This window comes from Nocardia sp. NPDC060249, assembly GCF_042728755.1.
In the GTDB taxonomy this organism is placed as follows: domain Bacteria; phylum Actinomycetota; class Actinomycetes; order Mycobacteriales; family Mycobacteriaceae; genus Nocardia.
In genome coordinates this window covers 243,428-259,711 of sequence record NZ_JBHXAQ010000002.1, presented here as the reverse complement: position 1 = coordinate 259,711, position 16,284 = coordinate 243,428, and the positions used below count along the sequence as shown (strand labels likewise).

General features: G+C 68.3%; 15 protein-coding genes. 10 read left to right on the top strand and 5 right to left on the bottom strand.

From position 1 onward, the window contains the following. Positions 1-194 precede the first annotated feature (194 nt). The 4 genes from ACFWFP_RS08780 to ACFWFP_RS08765 all read left to right on the top strand — a co-directional run bounded on the left by ACFWFP_RS08780 (position 195) and on the right by ACFWFP_RS08765 (position 5,301). Entirely contained in the window at positions 195-1,811 is a 1,617-nt protein-coding gene (locus ACFWFP_RS08780; protein WP_379294123.1) for an ABC transporter substrate-binding protein, read from the top strand. Positions 1,812-1,817: 6 nt separating this feature from the next. Beyond that, a complete protein-coding gene (locus ACFWFP_RS08775; RefSeq protein WP_379294122.1) occupies positions 1,818-2,771 on the top strand; it encodes an ABC transporter permease in 954 nt (317 codons plus the stop codon). An 89-nt stretch (positions 2,772-2,860) separates the two neighbouring features. After that, a complete protein-coding gene (locus ACFWFP_RS08770; RefSeq protein ID WP_379295109.1) occupies positions 2,861-3,676 on the top strand; it encodes an ABC transporter permease in 816 nt (271 codons plus the stop codon). Further along, entirely contained in the window at positions 3,673-5,301 is a 1,629-nt protein-coding gene (locus ACFWFP_RS08765; protein WP_379294121.1) for a dipeptide ABC transporter ATP-binding protein, read from the top strand. The genes ACFWFP_RS08770 and ACFWFP_RS08765 overlap by 4 nt, the downstream gene beginning before the upstream one ends. Here ACFWFP_RS08765 and ACFWFP_RS08760 read toward each other — a convergent pair. Further along, on the bottom strand, positions 5,290-6,132 hold the full coding sequence (locus tag ACFWFP_RS08760) for an LLM class flavin-dependent oxidoreductase (protein WP_379294120.1): 843 nt from the start codon (positions 6,130-6,132) through the stop codon (positions 5,290-5,292). The genes ACFWFP_RS08765 and ACFWFP_RS08760 overlap by 12 nt on opposite strands. Next, positions 6,129-6,785, bottom strand: a complete 657-nt coding sequence (locus tag ACFWFP_RS08755) for a TetR/AcrR family transcriptional regulator (protein ID WP_379294119.1) — start codon at positions 6,783-6,785, stop codon at positions 6,129-6,131. The genes ACFWFP_RS08760 and ACFWFP_RS08755 overlap by 4 nt, the downstream gene beginning before the upstream one ends. Before the next feature lie 224 nt (positions 6,786-7,009). On the opposite strand from ACFWFP_RS08755, the gene ACFWFP_RS08750 reads away from it, so the two are divergent. After that, a complete protein-coding gene (locus ACFWFP_RS08750) occupies positions 7,010-7,456 on the top strand; it encodes a helix-turn-helix domain-containing protein (protein ID WP_379294118.1) in 447 nt (148 codons plus the stop codon). Beyond that, positions 7,456-8,898 (top strand): MFS transporter, encoded by a 1,443-nt coding sequence (locus ACFWFP_RS08745; RefSeq protein WP_379294117.1) that lies wholly within the window; start codon positions 7,456-7,458, stop codon positions 8,896-8,898. The genes ACFWFP_RS08750 and ACFWFP_RS08745 overlap by 1 nt, the downstream gene beginning before the upstream one ends. Before the next feature lie 23 nt (positions 8,899-8,921). On the opposite strand, the gene ACFWFP_RS08740 is transcribed toward ACFWFP_RS08745, so the two are convergent. Continuing rightward, positions 8,922-9,929: a LysR family transcriptional regulator gene (locus ACFWFP_RS08740; protein WP_379294116.1), complete on the bottom strand. Its 1,008-nt coding sequence runs from the start codon at positions 9,927-9,929 to the stop codon at positions 8,922-8,924. 99 nt (positions 9,930-10,028) lie between these two features. On the opposite strand from ACFWFP_RS08740, the gene ACFWFP_RS08735 reads away from it, so the two are divergent. The 3 genes from ACFWFP_RS08735 to ACFWFP_RS08725 are packed head-to-tail and all read left to right on the top strand — an operon-like array spanning position 10,029 to position 14,106. Further along, positions 10,029-11,402 (top strand): MFS transporter, encoded by a 1,374-nt coding sequence (locus tag ACFWFP_RS08735; RefSeq protein WP_379294115.1) that lies wholly within the window; start codon positions 10,029-10,031, stop codon positions 11,400-11,402. Then, the gene (locus tag ACFWFP_RS08730) at positions 11,399-12,145 is read left to right on the top strand and encodes a 3-hydroxybutyrate dehydrogenase (RefSeq protein WP_379294114.1); all 747 of its coding nucleotides are present in this window, start codon (positions 11,399-11,401) and stop codon (positions 12,143-12,145) included. The genes ACFWFP_RS08735 and ACFWFP_RS08730 overlap by 4 nt, the downstream gene beginning before the upstream one ends. Then, entirely contained in the window at positions 12,142-14,106 is a 1,965-nt protein-coding gene (locus ACFWFP_RS08725; protein ID WP_379294113.1) for an acetoacetate--CoA ligase, read from the top strand. Before ACFWFP_RS08730 ends, ACFWFP_RS08725 begins: the two co-directional genes overlap by 4 nt. Before the next feature lie 11 nt (positions 14,107-14,117). On the opposite strand, the gene ACFWFP_RS08720 is transcribed toward ACFWFP_RS08725, so the two are convergent. Next, positions 14,118-15,248 (bottom strand): GDSL-type esterase/lipase family protein, encoded by a 1,131-nt coding sequence (locus ACFWFP_RS08720; RefSeq protein ID WP_379294112.1) that lies wholly within the window; start codon positions 15,246-15,248, stop codon positions 14,118-14,120. A gap of 106 nt (positions 15,249-15,354) precedes the next feature. On the opposite strand from ACFWFP_RS08720, the gene ACFWFP_RS08715 reads away from it, so the two are divergent. Beyond that, positions 15,355-15,831, top strand: coding sequence for a MarR family winged helix-turn-helix transcriptional regulator (locus tag ACFWFP_RS08715; RefSeq protein WP_379294111.1), 477 nt, complete (start codon positions 15,355-15,357; stop codon positions 15,829-15,831). Between the two features lie 184 nt (positions 15,832-16,015). On the opposite strand, the gene ACFWFP_RS08710 is transcribed toward ACFWFP_RS08715, so the two are convergent. Further along, positions 16,016-16,240 (bottom strand): hypothetical protein, encoded by a 225-nt coding sequence (locus ACFWFP_RS08710; RefSeq protein ID WP_379294110.1) that lies wholly within the window; start codon positions 16,238-16,240, stop codon positions 16,016-16,018. Between the last annotated feature and the right edge of the window lie 44 nt (positions 16,241-16,284).

Below are 16,284 nucleotides of genomic sequence, written 5' to 3'. Positions count from 1 at the left end.
GATTATCGACACGGTGCGAAGCTAGCACGGTGCCGGACACCGCCCGATGGCGTACCGCACTATTCGGTGCGACGATGTATTCCGAGCGAGGTGATCCGAATCGTTGACCGGGTATTTCGAGATGTGAAATGTTTCGTCCTGTCGCCCGCCGTGAGTCCCACGTGAATCCGGGCAGTAGACAGAGGAATTCTGGCGTGAGCAGTGTTGTGCGTTCGAAGTCGATTCGCTGTGCCGTGGTGTCGGCGGCGGTGGTCACCCTGTTCACCGGTGCCTGTGGCACCGGTGGCGAGCAGGGCGGCGATGCCGGCCCACCGAGATCCGGTGGCACGCTGAGGTTCTCGGTCGCCTCCGACGCGGGCTGCGTCGATCCACAGCAGGTCGGCAGCAGCGACACCCTGTATTCGCTGCGCGAGACGGTCGATTCGCTGACCGACCAGGATCCCGCCACCGGCCGGACGGTGCCATGGTTGGCGCAGAGCTGGGAGGTGAGTCCCGACGCCAAGTCGTTCACGTTCCGGCTGCGGTCCGACGTCACCTTCAGTGACGGCACCCCGCTGAACGCGCACGTGGTGAAGGCGAACTTCGACACGATCCCGAAGCTGGGCGCACTCGCCATCCTGCCCAAGGGCTACATCACCGGGTACGTGGGCACCGAGGTGATCGACGAGCACACCGCCAAGATCACCTTCGAACAACCCAACGCGCAGTTTCTGCAAGCGACCTCGACCGCCGCGCTCGGCCTGATCGCGACGGCCGACACGGCCAAGACGCCCCAGCAGCGGTGCAGCGACGGCGTGATCGGCTCCGGCCCCTTCGCCCTGTCGAAATACGTTCCCAACCAGTCGATCACGATCACCAAGCGGGTCGGCTACGGGTGGGGCTCGCCGTTGTGGACCAAGCAGGGCGAGGCCTACCTCGACTCCATCGAGTTCACGGTCATCCCCGAATCCGGGGTGCGCGCGGGCAGTGTGCAGTCCGGGCAGCTCGATGTCGCCACCGGCCTCGGCCGAGCCGACGAAGCCGGGTTGAAGGCGTCGGGCATCTCCCTGCTCACCCGATCGCACCCGGGCGCGGTGTTCAACCTCGGCCTCAACAACTCTCGGCCGATCCTGCGCGACGTTCAGGTGCGCAAGGCGATTCAGGCCGCGGTGAACCGGCGCCAGATCGTGGAGGCGGTTTTCGCCAGCGGAACTGTGCCCGCCACAGGCATTCTCTCGCACACGACCCCCGGCTACACCGATCTGTCGGCGGATCTGGCTCTGGACGTCGCCCGGTCCAAGTCGCTGCTGGACGCGGCCGGTTGGCAGGCGGGCGGTGACGGCATCCGGCGCAAGGACGGCGCCCGGCTGAGCTTGACCGTGGTGTGGTTCAACAACTCCCAGAACACCCGGGCGGCGCTGGAACTGGTCCAGCAGCAGCTCAAGGTGGTCGGGGTGGAGTTGCAGCTCCAGGAGCTGCAGGTCACTCAGTTCCCGCAGCTGATCGGCTCCGGCGACTTCGACGGACTGTGGGGCGGCGACCTGAGCCGGGCCGACCCCGACTGCCTGCGCACGCTGTACTCGACCCAGCAGGTCAACGCCTACCGGTTGCCGCCGACCGAGCTCGACGGACTGCTCACCGCCCAGGCGGCCGAGGCCGATCCGGCCAAGCGTCAGCCGCTCGTGGAGCAGGCCCAGCAGCTGGTGGTGCGCAACGCGTATGTGATCCCGGTGGTCGAACTCGAGACGGTGCTCGCGGCGGCGCCGACCGTGCACGGCCTGACCTTCGAGTCGTCGAGCCGGACCCGGTTGCACGACACCTGGCGGAGCTGAACCGGCGTGGGACGGTACGTGTTACGCCGCCTCGCTCAGGCGGTCGGAGTGTTGTGGGCGGCGTACACGGTGTCGTTCTTCGTGCTGGAATTCCTGCCGGGCGACCCGGTGTCGGCGATGGCGGGCGGCGGATTGACCTCCTCGCCGGTGGACCCGGCCGAGCTCGCCGCACTGCGGGCGCAGTACGGCTTCGACAAACCGATCGTGGTGCAGTACCTGGATTATCTGGGCCGGGCGCTGGTCGGTGACTTCGGCGATTCGGTCGCCACGGGTCGGTCGGTGACCGGCACGATCGCCGCGGCGCTGCCGCCGACCCTGCAGCTCACCGCGGCGGCGCTGGTGCTCGCCGTGCTGTTCGGCGGCGGGCTCGCCGTGGCGGCCACCTACACCTCGCGGCGCTGGCTGCGGCAGGTGCTGCTGTCGCTGCCACCGTTGGCGATCTCGATCCCCTCCTTCTGGGCGGGATTGATGCTGGTGCAGCTGCTGTCGTTTCGGATCCGGCTGTTCCCCGCGTTCGGCAACGCCGGGCTGGCCGGGTTGGTGCTGCCCGCGGTGACACTGGCCATCCCGACCGGCGCGCTGATCGCGCAAGTGCTGGCGAAGAGTCTGCTGTCCACTCTCGACGCGCCGTTCGTGCACACCGCGCGGGCCAAGGGCGCCAGCCGGATCCGGGTCCATCTCCGGCACGCGCTGCGCAGTGCGTCGCTGCCCGCGCTCACCATCGTCGGACTGCTCGTCGGGCAGCTGGTGGCCAGCGCGGTGGTGATCGAGACGGTGTTCTCGCGCAACGGACTCGGACGCGTCATGGCGGGCGCGGTGAGCGTGCAGGACATTCCGCTCGTGCAGGGCGTTGTGGTGTTCGGCGCGTTCGTCTTCGTCGTGGTGAACCTCATCGTCGACCTGATCTACCCGGTGCTCGACCCACGGATCGTGGTCGCGCGCCCGAGGAGCTACGCGTGACCGACATCGTGCTGACCGAGGCGGCCGTCACCCGAACCGTCATCGACGAATTCGACGACGAGCACCGCACCGGTTTCGACTGGCGCCGGCTGCCCGGGTTCCTGCTGTACCGACCCGGCCTGGTCCTCTCGGTGGTAGCGCTCGTGCTGGTCGTCCTGGCGGCGTTGTGGCCGACGCTGTTCACCTCCCGGGATCCGCTGTTCGGCGTGCCGTCGGAGATCTTCGCGCCACCCAGCGGGCAACACTGGTTCGGCACCGACGAACTCGGTCGCGACCTGTTCACCCGCGTCGTGCACGGCACCGCGCTCTCGCTACAGGCCACGGTGATCGCGGTGGCTGTCGCGTTCGTCGTCGGTGGCGCGATGGGCCTGATCGCCGGGTTCGTCGGCCGCTGGGTCGACGACGTGCTGATGCGCTTCGCCGATGTGCTGCTGTCGATTCCGTCGCTGTTCCTGTCCTTGGCCCTGGTGACCGCGCTCGGCTACGGCACCGTGAAGGTCGCGATCGCGGTGGGTGTCGCCAGCGTGGCAGGTTTCGCCCGGGTGATGCGCGCCGAGGTGCTGCGGTTACGGCAGGCGGTGTTCGTCGAGGCCGCGTGGTCGTCGGGGGCGCGCTGGTACACGGTGCTGGGTCGGCACGTCCTGCCGAACGCGATCGGCCCCGTGGTCGTGCTGGCCACCCTGGACCTCGGCACGGCCGTGCTGGCGGTGTCGTCGCTGAGCTTCCTCGGCTACGGCGCGGTGCCCCCGGCGCCGGAGTGGGGCTCGCTCATCTCGAGCGGGCGCAACTATCTCGCCAACGCGTGGTGGATCTCGACGATGTCGGGCCTCATGGTGGCGTTCGTCGTGCTCGCGACCAACCGGATCGCACGGGCACTCGATGGAGAGTGGGCGAATCGGCGATGACCGGAAATCTGCTGGAAGTGCGTGGCCTGTCGATCTCTTACCGCACCAGCACCGGGCGGGTGCGGGCGGTGGGCGCGGTCGATCTGGACATCGCGCCGGGCGAGATCGTCGCATTGGTCGGCGAATCCGGCTCGGGCAAGAGCTCGACCGCGCACGCCATCACCGGGTTGCTGCCCGCCGCGGGCCATATCGACGCGGGCCGGATCCGGTTCGCCGGCCGGGACCTGACGAGGGCGGGCGAGCGGGAGCTGCGCGCGATTCGCGGAGCGCAGATCGGCCTGATCCCGCAAGACCCCGGTGTCTCGCTGAATCCGGTGCAGCGCATCGGCACCCAGGTCGCCGAGGTCCTGCTCATCCACGGCCTGGCGACCCGGCGATCGGCACCGGAAGCAGTGGTGGATCTGCTCGAGCGGGCCGGGATGCCCGACCCGAAAACCCGGGCCGACCAGTATCCGCACGAACTCTCCGGCGGCATGCGCCAGCGGGCACTCATCGCGATCGCCATCGCCGCGAACCCGGCGCTGATCATCGCCGACGAGCCGACCAGCGCGCTGGATGTCACCGTGCAGCGACGCATCCTCGACCACATCACGAGCCTGACCCACACCCTCGGCACCGCGGTACTTCTCGTCACCCATGACCTCGGAGTCGCCGCCGACCGTGCCCAGCGGATCGCGGTGATGTCGCGCGGCCGGATCGTGGAGAGCGGGCCGGTCCGCGAGATACTCGACGACCCGCACGATCCGTACACCCAGCAGTTGTTGCGCAGCGTGCCCGGACGTGCCGGTGTGCGTGCCCGGCCGCACCGGTCGGGCACCGAGCCGTTGCTCGCGGTCGACAACCTGGTCAAAGAGTTCCCGCTGCCGCGCGCGAACGGCCGCGCGACCAAGACCGTGCGCGCCGTCGACGGCGTGAGCTTCTCGCTGCACCGCGGGGAGACGCTGGCACTGGTGGGGGAGTCCGGGTCGGGCAAGTCCACCACGGCCAGAATGATTCTGCGCCTGGCTCCACCGACCTCCGGGCGCATCGTGTTCGACGACGACGATGTCACGGCCGTCAAGGGCGCGCGATTGCGGGCACTGCGGCGTCGCGCCCAGGTGATCTACCAGAATCCCTACGAGTCGCTGGATCCGCGGTTCTCGATCCAGGACGTGATCAGCGAGCCACTGCGGGTTTTCGGCATCGGTGACCGCGCGTCGCGTGCGGTGCGGGCGCGCGAACTGCTCGACCGGGTCGCCCTTCCCGTGTCGACGCTGGGGCGCAGGCCCGCGGAGCTCTCCGGTGGACAGCGTCAGCGGGTCGCGATCGCCAGGGCGCTGGCGCTGTCTCCGGAGCTGGTGGTCTGTGACGAGCCGGTCTCGGCGCTGGACGTTTCGGTGCAGGCGCAGATCCTCGACCTGTTCGCCGAGCTGCAAGCCGAGACCGGCGTGGCCTACCTGTTCATCTCCCACGATCTGGCGGTGGTGCGCCAGATCGCCCATCGGGTCGCGGTCATGCGGCAGGGCCGCATCGTCGAGATCGGCACCACCGCACAGCTTTTCGACGAGCCGGCCCACGAGTACACCCGTGCGCTGCTGGCCGCCATTCCCGGCGCCGATCTGGTCGACGGCAGCTCAGGTACCTGAGAGCAGACTCACCACAGGCGCGAGTTCGTGTGCCGCGTCGTCGTCGAGAACGATGTAGGAGATGCCGAACTCGTCGCGGAGCCGGCGCAGCTGATCGGCTGCCTGCGTGGGCGATCCGGTGAGCAGTGTCGGGGCGCCGTCGGGCATCGGCGGACCGATGGTGCTCGTCGGGGTGCTGAAGCGCAGCGCCCGTTCGATACCGGAAACCCGTGGGCCCGCGGCACTGTCGAGCCAGGCGACCTGGCGGGTGAGCTGGTCGCGGGAGAACGTGCTGAACGCGACGGTGTCGGCTTCGGCCGCGGCGAGTTCGGTGGCGCGCCGCCCACCCGCGGCGAGTAGCAGCGGCACCTTGCGCGGCGGCGCGGGAACCAGTGTCGTTGCGGTGTTCGCGTAGTGGGCGCCGGTGGCCTCGACCCGCTCACCGCGAAACAGCGCGTTGAGGATGCCGGCCGACTCGGCGAGGCGCTCGAACCGAACCCGGTCGGACTCGGCGGCGATCCCGAGTTCGCCGTAGCCGATGGCGGTCTGACCGGCGCCGAGGCCGAGCTGGAAGCGGCCGCCGGACACCAGGTCCAGAGTCGCGGCCTCCCGCGCGAGGACGAACGGATTACGGAAGTCGTTGGCCAGCACCCACGTTCCGACCTGGAGCGTGTTTGTCGCCGCGGCGGCGTAGCTCAACGCTGTCAGTGGCGCGGGCACCGGTGCGGGGAGATCGGGCAGCAGCAACGCGGAGATCCCAGCGTCTTCGGCCCATCGTGCGGTCGATGTCCACGAGTTCGGGTCGGCGGGGGAAACGGTGACGAGGGCGAAGCGAAAAGGACGGTGGCTCACGAGTTCTCCGGTGTCGCGTAGGCGCGCAGGAAGGTGTCGACGGCGGCGGTGGCGACCGCGTGCATCTCGGCGGTGGCGACCTTGCGGGTGCCCAGCCGGGTGCGGCCCTCCATCGGGCCGGTGATCAGGACGAGGAACTGCTCGGCGGCGATCGCGGGATCGCTCGCGCGCAGCAGGCCCGACAGTGACAAGCGCGCCAGCCGATCCGCGAGCGCGTCGCCGAGCTGATCAGAGGTCCGGCTCACCACGACATCCATCAGATCGGGGAATTGCGCGACCTGACCGTAGGTGAGCCAGCGCAGCGATCGGGACTGCTCGGAACAGCAGGACCGGATCAGCCGGTACGCCACGTCTTCGAGGGTGGCGCGCAGATCCGCACCGGGATTGCGCAACCGCTCGATCACCGCGAGATTCTCGGCGAGCACCGCGTCGCTCACGGCGGCCAGCGTGTGCCGGAACAGCGTTTCCTTGTCGTTGAGGTGGTTGTAGATGGTCGGTTTCGCGACACCGGCGACCTCGGCGATCTCCTGCACGCCCGCCTGCGCGTACCCGCGGCGAGCGAAGACGACGAATGCCGCGTCCAGGATCGCCTGCCGCTTGTCGATCCGTCCACGCGAGGCCGACTGTCCGGTCGGCGGTGTTGCTACAGCCATCTGTGAACCATAGCGCAATCGAGGTCGAAGTTGCCTCGTGGGTTCATTTCCATATACCGAGTTGCGAGGTGTATGCGAGGACATTAAAGTGAACCAGCAAGTTCAATTGCTCTGTTCCACGTCGGGAGAAATCTATGCTGCAACCCCCAGGAGACAGGCTCGATCCGCTTGCTCGCCAGCATGTTCGGCGGGGCGGCACCCGTCCGCCGAACGAACGTGGCTCCGTGGTCGGTCTCGAGGCCGACCCGTGGCTCGAGATCCTGCGGGCGCCCGGCCGAAACGGGTTGACGGTGACCGAGGTGTGCCGGCGATACAACATCTCGCGCAAGACCTACTACAGCTATCTCGCGCGCTACCGCGAACACGGTGTGGCGGGATTGGCGCCGAGGTCGCGCCGCCCGAAGAGTTTTCCCGCCCAGACGTCGGCCGACATCGAAGCCGTGGTGGTGCGCGTCCGGCTGGACCGGCCGCAGTGGGGGGCCCGCAGAATTCGGACGCATCTGCTGCGAGCCGGATCGGTCCGTGTCCCGGCCGTGTCGACAGTGCACGCGATTCTGCGCCGCCACGGTCTGGTCGGCGACGGGTCGGACCACGTGGCGATGACGGCGTCGAGGCCGGAGCAATTGATGACCACACACCGGACACCCAGCCGCGCAGGGAGCTACAGCTGATGAGCACATCGACTTCCACCCGAGACGACGCGACCGAAGCGGTGTATCCGCGGCGCTGGGCCGCGATGGTCGTGCTCGTCCTTGGATTCACCCTCGACCTGCTGAACGTCACCATCGTCAACGTCGGCCTGCCGGCGATCCAGGCCGACCTCGGGGGAACTCCGTCCCAGGTCGGCTGGATCGCGACGGCCTATCTGCTGGCCTTCGCGGCAGCGCTGATCACCGCCGCCCGGCTGGGCGACCTATGGGGTCGCAAACGGGTGTTCCTCGCCGGCTTGGCGCTGTTCGCGCTCTCCGGGGCCTGGTCGGCCCTCGCGAACAGCCCGAGCGAACTGATCGCCAGTCGCGCCGCCCAGGGCGCGGCCGCGGCGATCCTGGCGCCGCAGGTGCTGTCCAGCTTGTTCGTCCTGTTCCGCGGACCCGAGCGCGCCACTGTCCTGGGCATATTCGGTGTGGTCGCCGGACTCGCGCAGGCCGGGGGGCTACTGCTCGGTGGCGTGCTCGTCACCGCGGATGTCGCTGGTCTCGGCTGGCGTGCGATCTTCTGGGTCAGCGTCCCGGCGGCGGTGATCCTGCTCGGACTCGGCGCCTGGCTGGTTCCGGAGAACCGTGCCGAAGGCGCGCTGCGGCCACGATGGCTCGCCGCGGTCGGCCTGACCGCCGGCTTGGTCGCCATCGTGTTCCCGCTGCTGGAAGGCCGCACCTACGACTGGGCGCCGTGGATCTGGTTGTTGCTGGTGGCGGGCATCGCCGCGGTGGCACTTGTCGCCATCGTCGAGAATCGCGATGCCGTCGGCCGGGCCGGCGCGCTCCTGCCGCTGGAGCTGCTTCGCGCGCGCATCAGCAGTGTCGCCCTGGTCGTTCAGCTGGTCGCCTTCGCCGCCTTCAGCGGATTCTTGCTCGTCTTCGTTCTCTGGCTCCAGGAGGGCCAGGGCTACACCGCGCTGCGAGCAGGCGTCGTGACCGTCGCGTTCTCCGTCGGCGGACTGGCGGTCGCCCCGCTGGTGGGACGGCTCACCATGCAGTTCGGCCGCTACGCTGTCGTCGCCGGTACCCTTTTCGGCGCCGTCGGCACCTTGGCGGTGCTCGGCGCGGCACTGACCGCGACCACCGATGTCAACCCGTGGCTGCTCGCGCCGGGGTTGTTCGTCGTCGGCGTCGGCATCAACCTGGTGCAGCCTCCGTTGACGACCTTGTTCCTGTCGACGGTGCCGACGCGATACGCGGGGTCGGCGTCGGGAATCTGGACCACCGGCCAACAGTTCGGCGGCGCAGTGGGTGTCGCGTCCCTGAGCGCGATCTTCTTCGGGGTAGCCGCCAGTGACGGCTACCGCAGCGCTCTGACGGCGTGCGCTCTGACGATCATCGCAGCGCTGGTGGCGAGTGCGGCGCTCTGCTTCGCGTTGCCTTCGCCGCAGCCGTCGGCGGCAGCCGCCGACTGAGACCCACGCAACGGCAACCCGGTCTACTCGGCGCCGCGCACATCGACTTGCCGCTGTATCGGCAAGGGCGCTGCGCGGTCGCCGAGTAGCTCCGCACGGCGTTCGCGGACCGTGGCCCGCAGTGCCTCGACGACCGCCGCGACTTCGGGGCGGCGCAAGGTTTCGGGCCGGGCGACGAGCCAGTAGGTGAGTTGGACGCGAACCTCGTCGGGCAGGACCCGGACGAGGTCGGCGTGCCGGTCGGCCATGAAGCAAGGGAGTAGCCCGATACCCGCGGCGGCCCTGGTGGCTTCCACGTGGACGAAGACATTGGTCGAGGAGACGGATCGGCGCAGGGTGGGGGCGAAGGCGAGGGCCAGATCGAGGTCGTCGACCTGGAGGATGGATTCGATGAAGTAGACCAGCGGATGGCGGGTGAGTTCGGCGACGGTGGTTGGGACGCCGTGTTCGGCGAGGTAGTCGCGGGAGGCGTAGAGGCGAAGGCAGTAGTCGCCGAGTTCGATCGCTTCGGCGCGGTGGACCTGCGGTTTGCCGACCACCACCTCGATATCGAGGCCGGTTCGCTGGGTGGATGCTCGCCGGGTCGCGGCGATGATGTCGACGGCCACGCCCGGATGTCTGCGCTGCACGCGCACCGCCGACGGCGGAGCGAGGTAGGCGCTGAAACCGTCGGTCGCCGAAATCCGCACCACGCCCTCGAGTGTGCGTTCGCCCGCGCTCGCGCCCAGGGATCGGACGGCGGCCTCGACGGCTTCGGCCGCCGTCAGCGCCTCGCGGCCCAGATCGGTGAGCTCCCAGCCGCCGGTGACCCGGGTCAGCACCCGTCCGCCCATGGCGTGTTCGAGGGCGGCGATGCGGCGCGAGATCGTCGTGTGGTTGATGCCGAGCTCTTCGGCGGCGGTGATATAGCGCCCCGACCGGCCGACCGCGAGGAGCACCAGCAAATCATCAGCGCTCGGCCTGCGCCCCGAAGTCGACGAAGAATGACTCACATGTGCAGTTTCGCAGATTGCTGCTGCGAAACTGGCCATTGTCACCGAGATGGATCTGCACGAATACTCTCCTCACAGCTTGTGGGCCGCATCACACTGACGCCGTGATGTGACCTGGAACATCGAAGGAGTAGTGCGATGAGCGTGCGGAACGCGATACGACCGACCGGTGACGACCCGGACGAAGCCCCCAGCGGATTGCGGCGGGTGGTGGCCGCCTCGATGGCGGGCACCGTCGTCGAATGGTACGAATTCTTCCTCTACGGCACCGCCGCGACCCTGGTGTTCAGCAAGGTGTTCTTCTCCAAGGACACCAGCGACCTCGACGCGATCCTGGCCGCATTCGTCACCTACGCCGTCGGTTTCGCGGCCCGTCCACTCGGCGGCATCGTCTTCGGCTACTTCGGTGACCGATACGGCCGCAAGCAGTTGTTGCAGGTGAGTTTGGTGCTCGTCGGGGCGGCGACCTTCCTGATGGGCTGTCTGCCGACTTTCGCCCAGATCGGCTATTGGGCACCGGCGATGCTGGTGATCCTGCGCTTCGTCCAGGGCTTCGCGATCGGCGGCGAATGGGGCGGCGCGGTGCTGCTGGTCGCCGAACACAGCCCGAGCCGCAGTCGCGGATTCTGGTCGAGCTGGCCGCAGGCCGGTGTGCCCGCGGGCAATCTGCTCGCCACGATCGTGCTGCTGGTGCTGACCTCGACCCTGTCGGACGCGGCGTTCCTGAGCTGGGGCTGGCGCGTGGCGTTCTGGCTGTCGGCGGTGGTCGTGCTGGTCGGCTACTACGTGCGCACCAAAGTGACCGACGCCCCGATCTTCGTGGCCGCGCAGCAGGAGATGGACCAGGCCAAGGCCGCCGCGTTCAGCCCGTTCGAGGTGCTGCGCAAGTACCCGCGCGGCGTGTTCACCGCGATGGGTCTGCGCTTCGGCGAGAACATCATGTACTACCTGGTCGTCACGTTCTCGATCACCTATCTCAAGGTCCACGTGCACGCCGACACCACGACGATTCTGTGGTGGCTGCTGATCGCCCACGCCGTGCACATGATGGTGATTCCGGTGGCGGGCAGGCTCGGTGACCGGATCGGGCGCCGCCCGGTCTACCTGGCCGGCGCGGTCGCCGCGGCCACCTGGGGCTTCTTCGCCTTCCCGATGATGGACAGCGGCAACAGCGTGATCATCCTGTCCGCCATCATCATCGGACTGGTGTTCCACGGATTCATGTACGCCGGTCAGCCGGCCATCATGGCCGAGATGTTCCCGACCCGGATGCGCTACTCCGGTGTGTCGCTGGGCTACCAGGTCACCTCGATCGTGGCGGGCTCGCTGGCGCCGATCATCGCGGTCAAGCTGCTCGACGAGTTCGGCTCGTCGGTCCCGATCGCCTGGTACCTGGCGTTCGCGGCGGCCGTCACCGTGATCGCGGTGGTGTGTGCGAAGGAGACCCGCGGCATCGACCTCGAATCTGTCGACCTCGCCGACGCCTCTGCCACGAAAGCTGTTGCCGCATGACCGAGCTCACGGGAAGACGGGCATTGGTCACCGGCGGGGCGAGCGGCATCGGCGCCGCGTGCGCGCGGGAGCTGGCCGCGCGCGGCGCCGAGGTCACCGTCGCCGACATCGACGGCGTCGCTGCGAAGGCGGTCGCGCACGACATCGGCGGGCACGCGTGGAGTGTCGACCTCATCGAGGTCGAGGCGCTGGCCGAATTGCGGCTCGAGACCGACATCCTCGTCAACAACGCGGGCGTGCAAAGCGTGAGCCCCATCGAGGATTTCGCGCCCCACCGGTTCCGCACCATGCAGACGCTGATGGTCGAAGCGCCGTTCCTGCTCATCCGCGCTGCCCTCCCATACATGTACGCGCAGGGTTTCGGCCGGATCGTGAACATCTCCTCGGTGCACGGGATCCGCGCCTCCCCGTTCAAGGTCGCGTATGTGACGGCCAAACACGGGCTGGAAGGGCTGTCGAAGGTGACCGCGCTCGAAGGCGGCCCGCACGGGGTCACCAGCAACTGTGTCAACCCCGGCTATGTGCGAACCCCTCTGGTGGACAAGCAGATCGCCGAGCAGGCAGCCGCGCACGGGATCGATGCGCAGGAGGTGCTGGAGAAGGTGCTGCTCACCGAGAGCGCGATCAAACGGCTGATCGAGCCGCACGAGGTCGCGGCGCTGGTCGGATGGCTCGCCTCCGACGCCGCGGGCATGGTCACCGGCTCGTCCTACGTCATGGACGGCGGGTGGAGCGCCCGATGACCGCGGTGGCAGCGGCACCGCAGTGGGTGCCCGACGACAACGACATCGCCCGAGCTCGGATCACCGATTTCGCGCGGTTCGTGGCCGAGCGGCACACCGTCGCGGTGCCCGACTACCACGCGCTGTGGCAGTGGTCGGTCGATGATCTGGACGGATTCTGGGGTTCGGTGTGGGACTACTTCGCACTCGGTGACCGCCCCGGTGCGGTGCTGACCTCCTCGGAAATGCCGGGGGCGCGATGGTTTCCCGAGGTTCGGCTGAACTATGTCGACCAGGTGATCCGGCAGGCCCGTCCCGATCGTCCCGCGATCGTGTCGGTGGCGGAGGACGGGTCGGTCAGCGAGTTGTCGTGGGACCAGCTGCTGAACCAGGTGGCGGCATTCGCGCACACGCTGCGCGGCTTGGGTGTTCGGTCAGGAGACCGGGTCGCCGGTTACCTGCCGAACATCTCCGAGGCGGTGATCGCCTTCCTGGCGACCGCCTGCATCGGCGCTGTGTGGAGCGCGTGCGGGCAGGACTACTCGGCGAAGGCGGCGCTGGACCGGCTCGGGCAGCTCGAGCCGGTGGTGCTGGTGACGTGTGCCGGTTACCGCTACGCAGGCAAGCACCACCGGCGATCCGACGAGATCGCCGAACTGCGTGCCGGTCTGCCGACGGTGGTGGCGACCGTCGTGGTCTCGCAGGAGCGCCTTCCCGGCACGCTGAGCTGGGCCGATGTCACTGCTGGTGGCGATCGATCCACGCTCTCGACGGTCGAGGTGGGATTCGATCATCCGCTGTGGGTGCTGTACTCGTCGGGTACGACAGGTCTGCCCAAGGGCATCGTCCACGGTCACGGCGGGGTGCTTGTCGAGCACCTGAAAGCGATGGCGCTGCAGTCCGATATCGGTGCCGACGACACCTTTCTCTGGTACACCAGCCCGAGTTGGATGATGTGGAACTTCCAGGTCGCCGGTCTCCTGGTCGGCGCGACCATCGTCTGCTACGCGGGCAGCCCGAGCTATCCGGCCCCGGATGCGCTGTGGGACATCGCCGCTCGAGTCGGCGCGACAGTTCTCGGCACCAGCCCCGGCTATGTGCAGGCCTGCGCGAAGGCCGGTGTGGTGCCGCGGTGCGACCACGACCTGACGGCCTTGCGCCTGATCGGTGTCACCGGGTCAGCGCTGCCCCCGTCGTCATCGATCTGGTTGCGCGACAACGTCGGTGCGCACATTCCGGTCGCGTCGATCAGCGGCGGTACCGACGTGGTCTCGGCCTTCGCGGGTGGTGCGCGAACCGTCCCGGTCCGTCCCGGTGAGCTGTCCGCCCCTTACCTGGGTGTTGCCCTCGAAGCCTGGGACGAACAGGGCAACCCGGTGCACGGCGAGGTCGGCGAACTCGTCATCACCGAGCCCATGCCCTCCATGCCCGTGGGCTTCTGGGGCGATCCGGACGGAACGCGGTACCACGCGGCCTATTTCGACACCTTCCCCGGTGTGTGGCGCCACGGCGACTGGATCACCCGTACCGAGCACGGCAGCGTGATCGTCCACGGTCGCTCCGACTCCACCCTCAACCGCCACGGCATCCGGATGGGCAGCGCCGACATCTGCCAAGCGGTGGAACAGCTCCCGGACGTCGCCGACTCCCTGGTGATCGGCGCGGAGCAACCCGATGGCGGCTACTGGATGCCCCTGTTCGTCGTTCTCGCCGAGGGCGTCACCCTCACCGACGACCTGACCGCCCGAATCCGCGCGATCATCCGCACCCGGACTTCCCCGCGCCACGTCCCGGACGACATCATCGCCGCCCCCGGCATCCCCCGAACCCGCACCGGCAAGAAGCTGGAAGTCCCGATCAAGAAGCTCCTCCAGGGCGCCGATCCCACGACCGTCGTGGATCCCGGCGCCGTCGACGACCCGGCCCTAGTCGCTTGGTACGCCCGATTCGCCAGAACACAGCTTCCGGGCGACGCGCGCTGAAATCCGATGGGTCAGTGGAAGAGAGCGGTGAGGTCGACGGTGGCTGCCATCGCCGCAGCGCCCGCGTCGTTGAGGTGCATGCCGTCACCGCTGTCGAACTCGGGGCGGATGTAGTCGGGACGGTGGGGGTCGGCCACGGCGCGATCGACGTCGAAGACCGAATCGAAGACGTCGGCGGTGCGCAGCCATTCGTTGACGGCGTGGCGTGTCGGCTGGGTTTCCAGCAGGGGCATGCCGGGGTAGACGCAGCCGGCGTAGGGGCCGATGGTGGCGGCGTGGATGCGCAATCCGGCGGCGTGGGCGCGATCGGCCAGGTCGGTGAAACCGGCGATCAATTCCTCGGTGGTCGCCGACCGCTGGCCGCCCATCGCGCCGAGGATGAGGTCGTTGATCCCGAAATTGACGAGGATGTCGGTGACACCGGGGACGCGCAGGGCGTCGGCGTCGAAACGGCGTACACCGGATTCGCCGATCTCCTCGGCCGTGAGGCGATTGCCGGCGATGCCGTTGTTGACCACCCACCCCTCGGTGAGGCGGGCGTTGAGAACGTCGACCGAGCGGCGATTGGCGCTCAGCGTGGTGCCGACGCCTTCGAACCAGGAATCGCCGAACGCGACGGCGACCGGTGCCGGATCGGCGACGAGCACGTCGATCCCGGTGACGAAGAAGCGGAACGGAACCTCGTGCGCACCGAGGAGTTCCACGTCCGCGGTGTGGTCGCCGGTGACGATGTAGGCGATCTCACCGGGTTGATGAGAGAAGGTGGCAAGGCCGGTCGGCCCCGGGATGTACAGGCTGAGCAGCAGGTCTTCGCCCGCGTCGACCGCCAGATCGATCGGATCGCTCACGAGGTCGGCGCCGGCGTCGATGGTGACGTCCGCCGCGCCGCCGAAGGTGACCTCGCGATCCGTGCCGATCGCCGAACCGGTCTTGCGCCGGGCGAGCCGGGTGGCGCCGATCCGCACAGGTCCGGCGCCGTAGCGGTTGGTCAACCGCACGCGCACCGCCTGGCCGCCGCCTGCCAGGCGCAGGACGTGGCGCACGGTCTCGTTACTGAACTCGCGTGATTCGGCGAGCTTGATCTGCTCGTTCGGGTCGATGACACCGGTCCGGAAGCCGGCTACCCACGTGGTGTTCTGCATGATCTCTCCGATATTTGCTGTGCGGAATAATGTCTACGCATAGGTTTACTCGTAGGTATTCCTCATGTCAACTATCCGCGTGGCAAATATCAGCTATGCTGGCGTTATGTCCGTGCGCGAGCTGTTCGACGACCCCCGCTTCACCATCTCCGGCCTGCTCTTCGAGGCGCACAACGGCCTCATCGCCAAACTTGAGCCGACCTGGAAAGCGCACGGCCTGTCCGGCCTCGACCTCAATGCCCTACTGCGGCTGAGTCGCTCGCCGGATTGTCGCCTGCGGATGTCGGATCTGGCCACCCAAACCGAGCTCTCGACCAGTGGCGTCACCCGTCTGGTCGACCGGCTGGCCACCGCGGGGCTGGTCGAGCGTCAACTCGACCCGGCTGATCGGCGCAGTGCCTACGCGGCCTTGACCGATTCGGGCATCCGCCGCCTCGAGGAGGTCCTGCCCGACTATCTCGCCGCCCTCGAACAATGGCTCACCGGTCAGCTGACCCCCACTCAACTCGACGGTCTGATCACCGGCCTGCGCGTGATCCGCGATGCCACCAACCCGGCCGCCACCTCCGATGGGCGCCGGTGAAAAGCAGGCGGGTCGGCTTCAGGGGAGTGAATGGTACCGGTTATACCGTGCCGACCCGCCTGTACTCCATTCGTCACCGGCGTCGGCACGGATGGGGGTTTGCGAGCTGGATAGCTAAGTCCTGCAGCGTAACTCGCAGAGACGAGTACCGCGGACCCGGTGAGCGCCGGGCCCGCGGTGGGGTTCAGGGCAGCGGAACCCAGGTGCCGAAGAACCAGAAGCCGTGCTGCGGCGCTTGGTCGCGGTGCTGCTCCGGCTGTTGCTGCGGCCGGTGTTCCTGACCCTGCTCGGGTCGCTGCTGGTCGTGCCCACCCGGATCCGCGCTCGCCACACCCGCCGTGGCACCCAGTACCCCGAGAGCGAGAGTGCCCGCCACCGCGGTCTTGGCCACTGTCGACTTCATTCTCATGCGCGTTCCTCCTGATTTCGATCTCACCGAGATCGCCGGTCGGC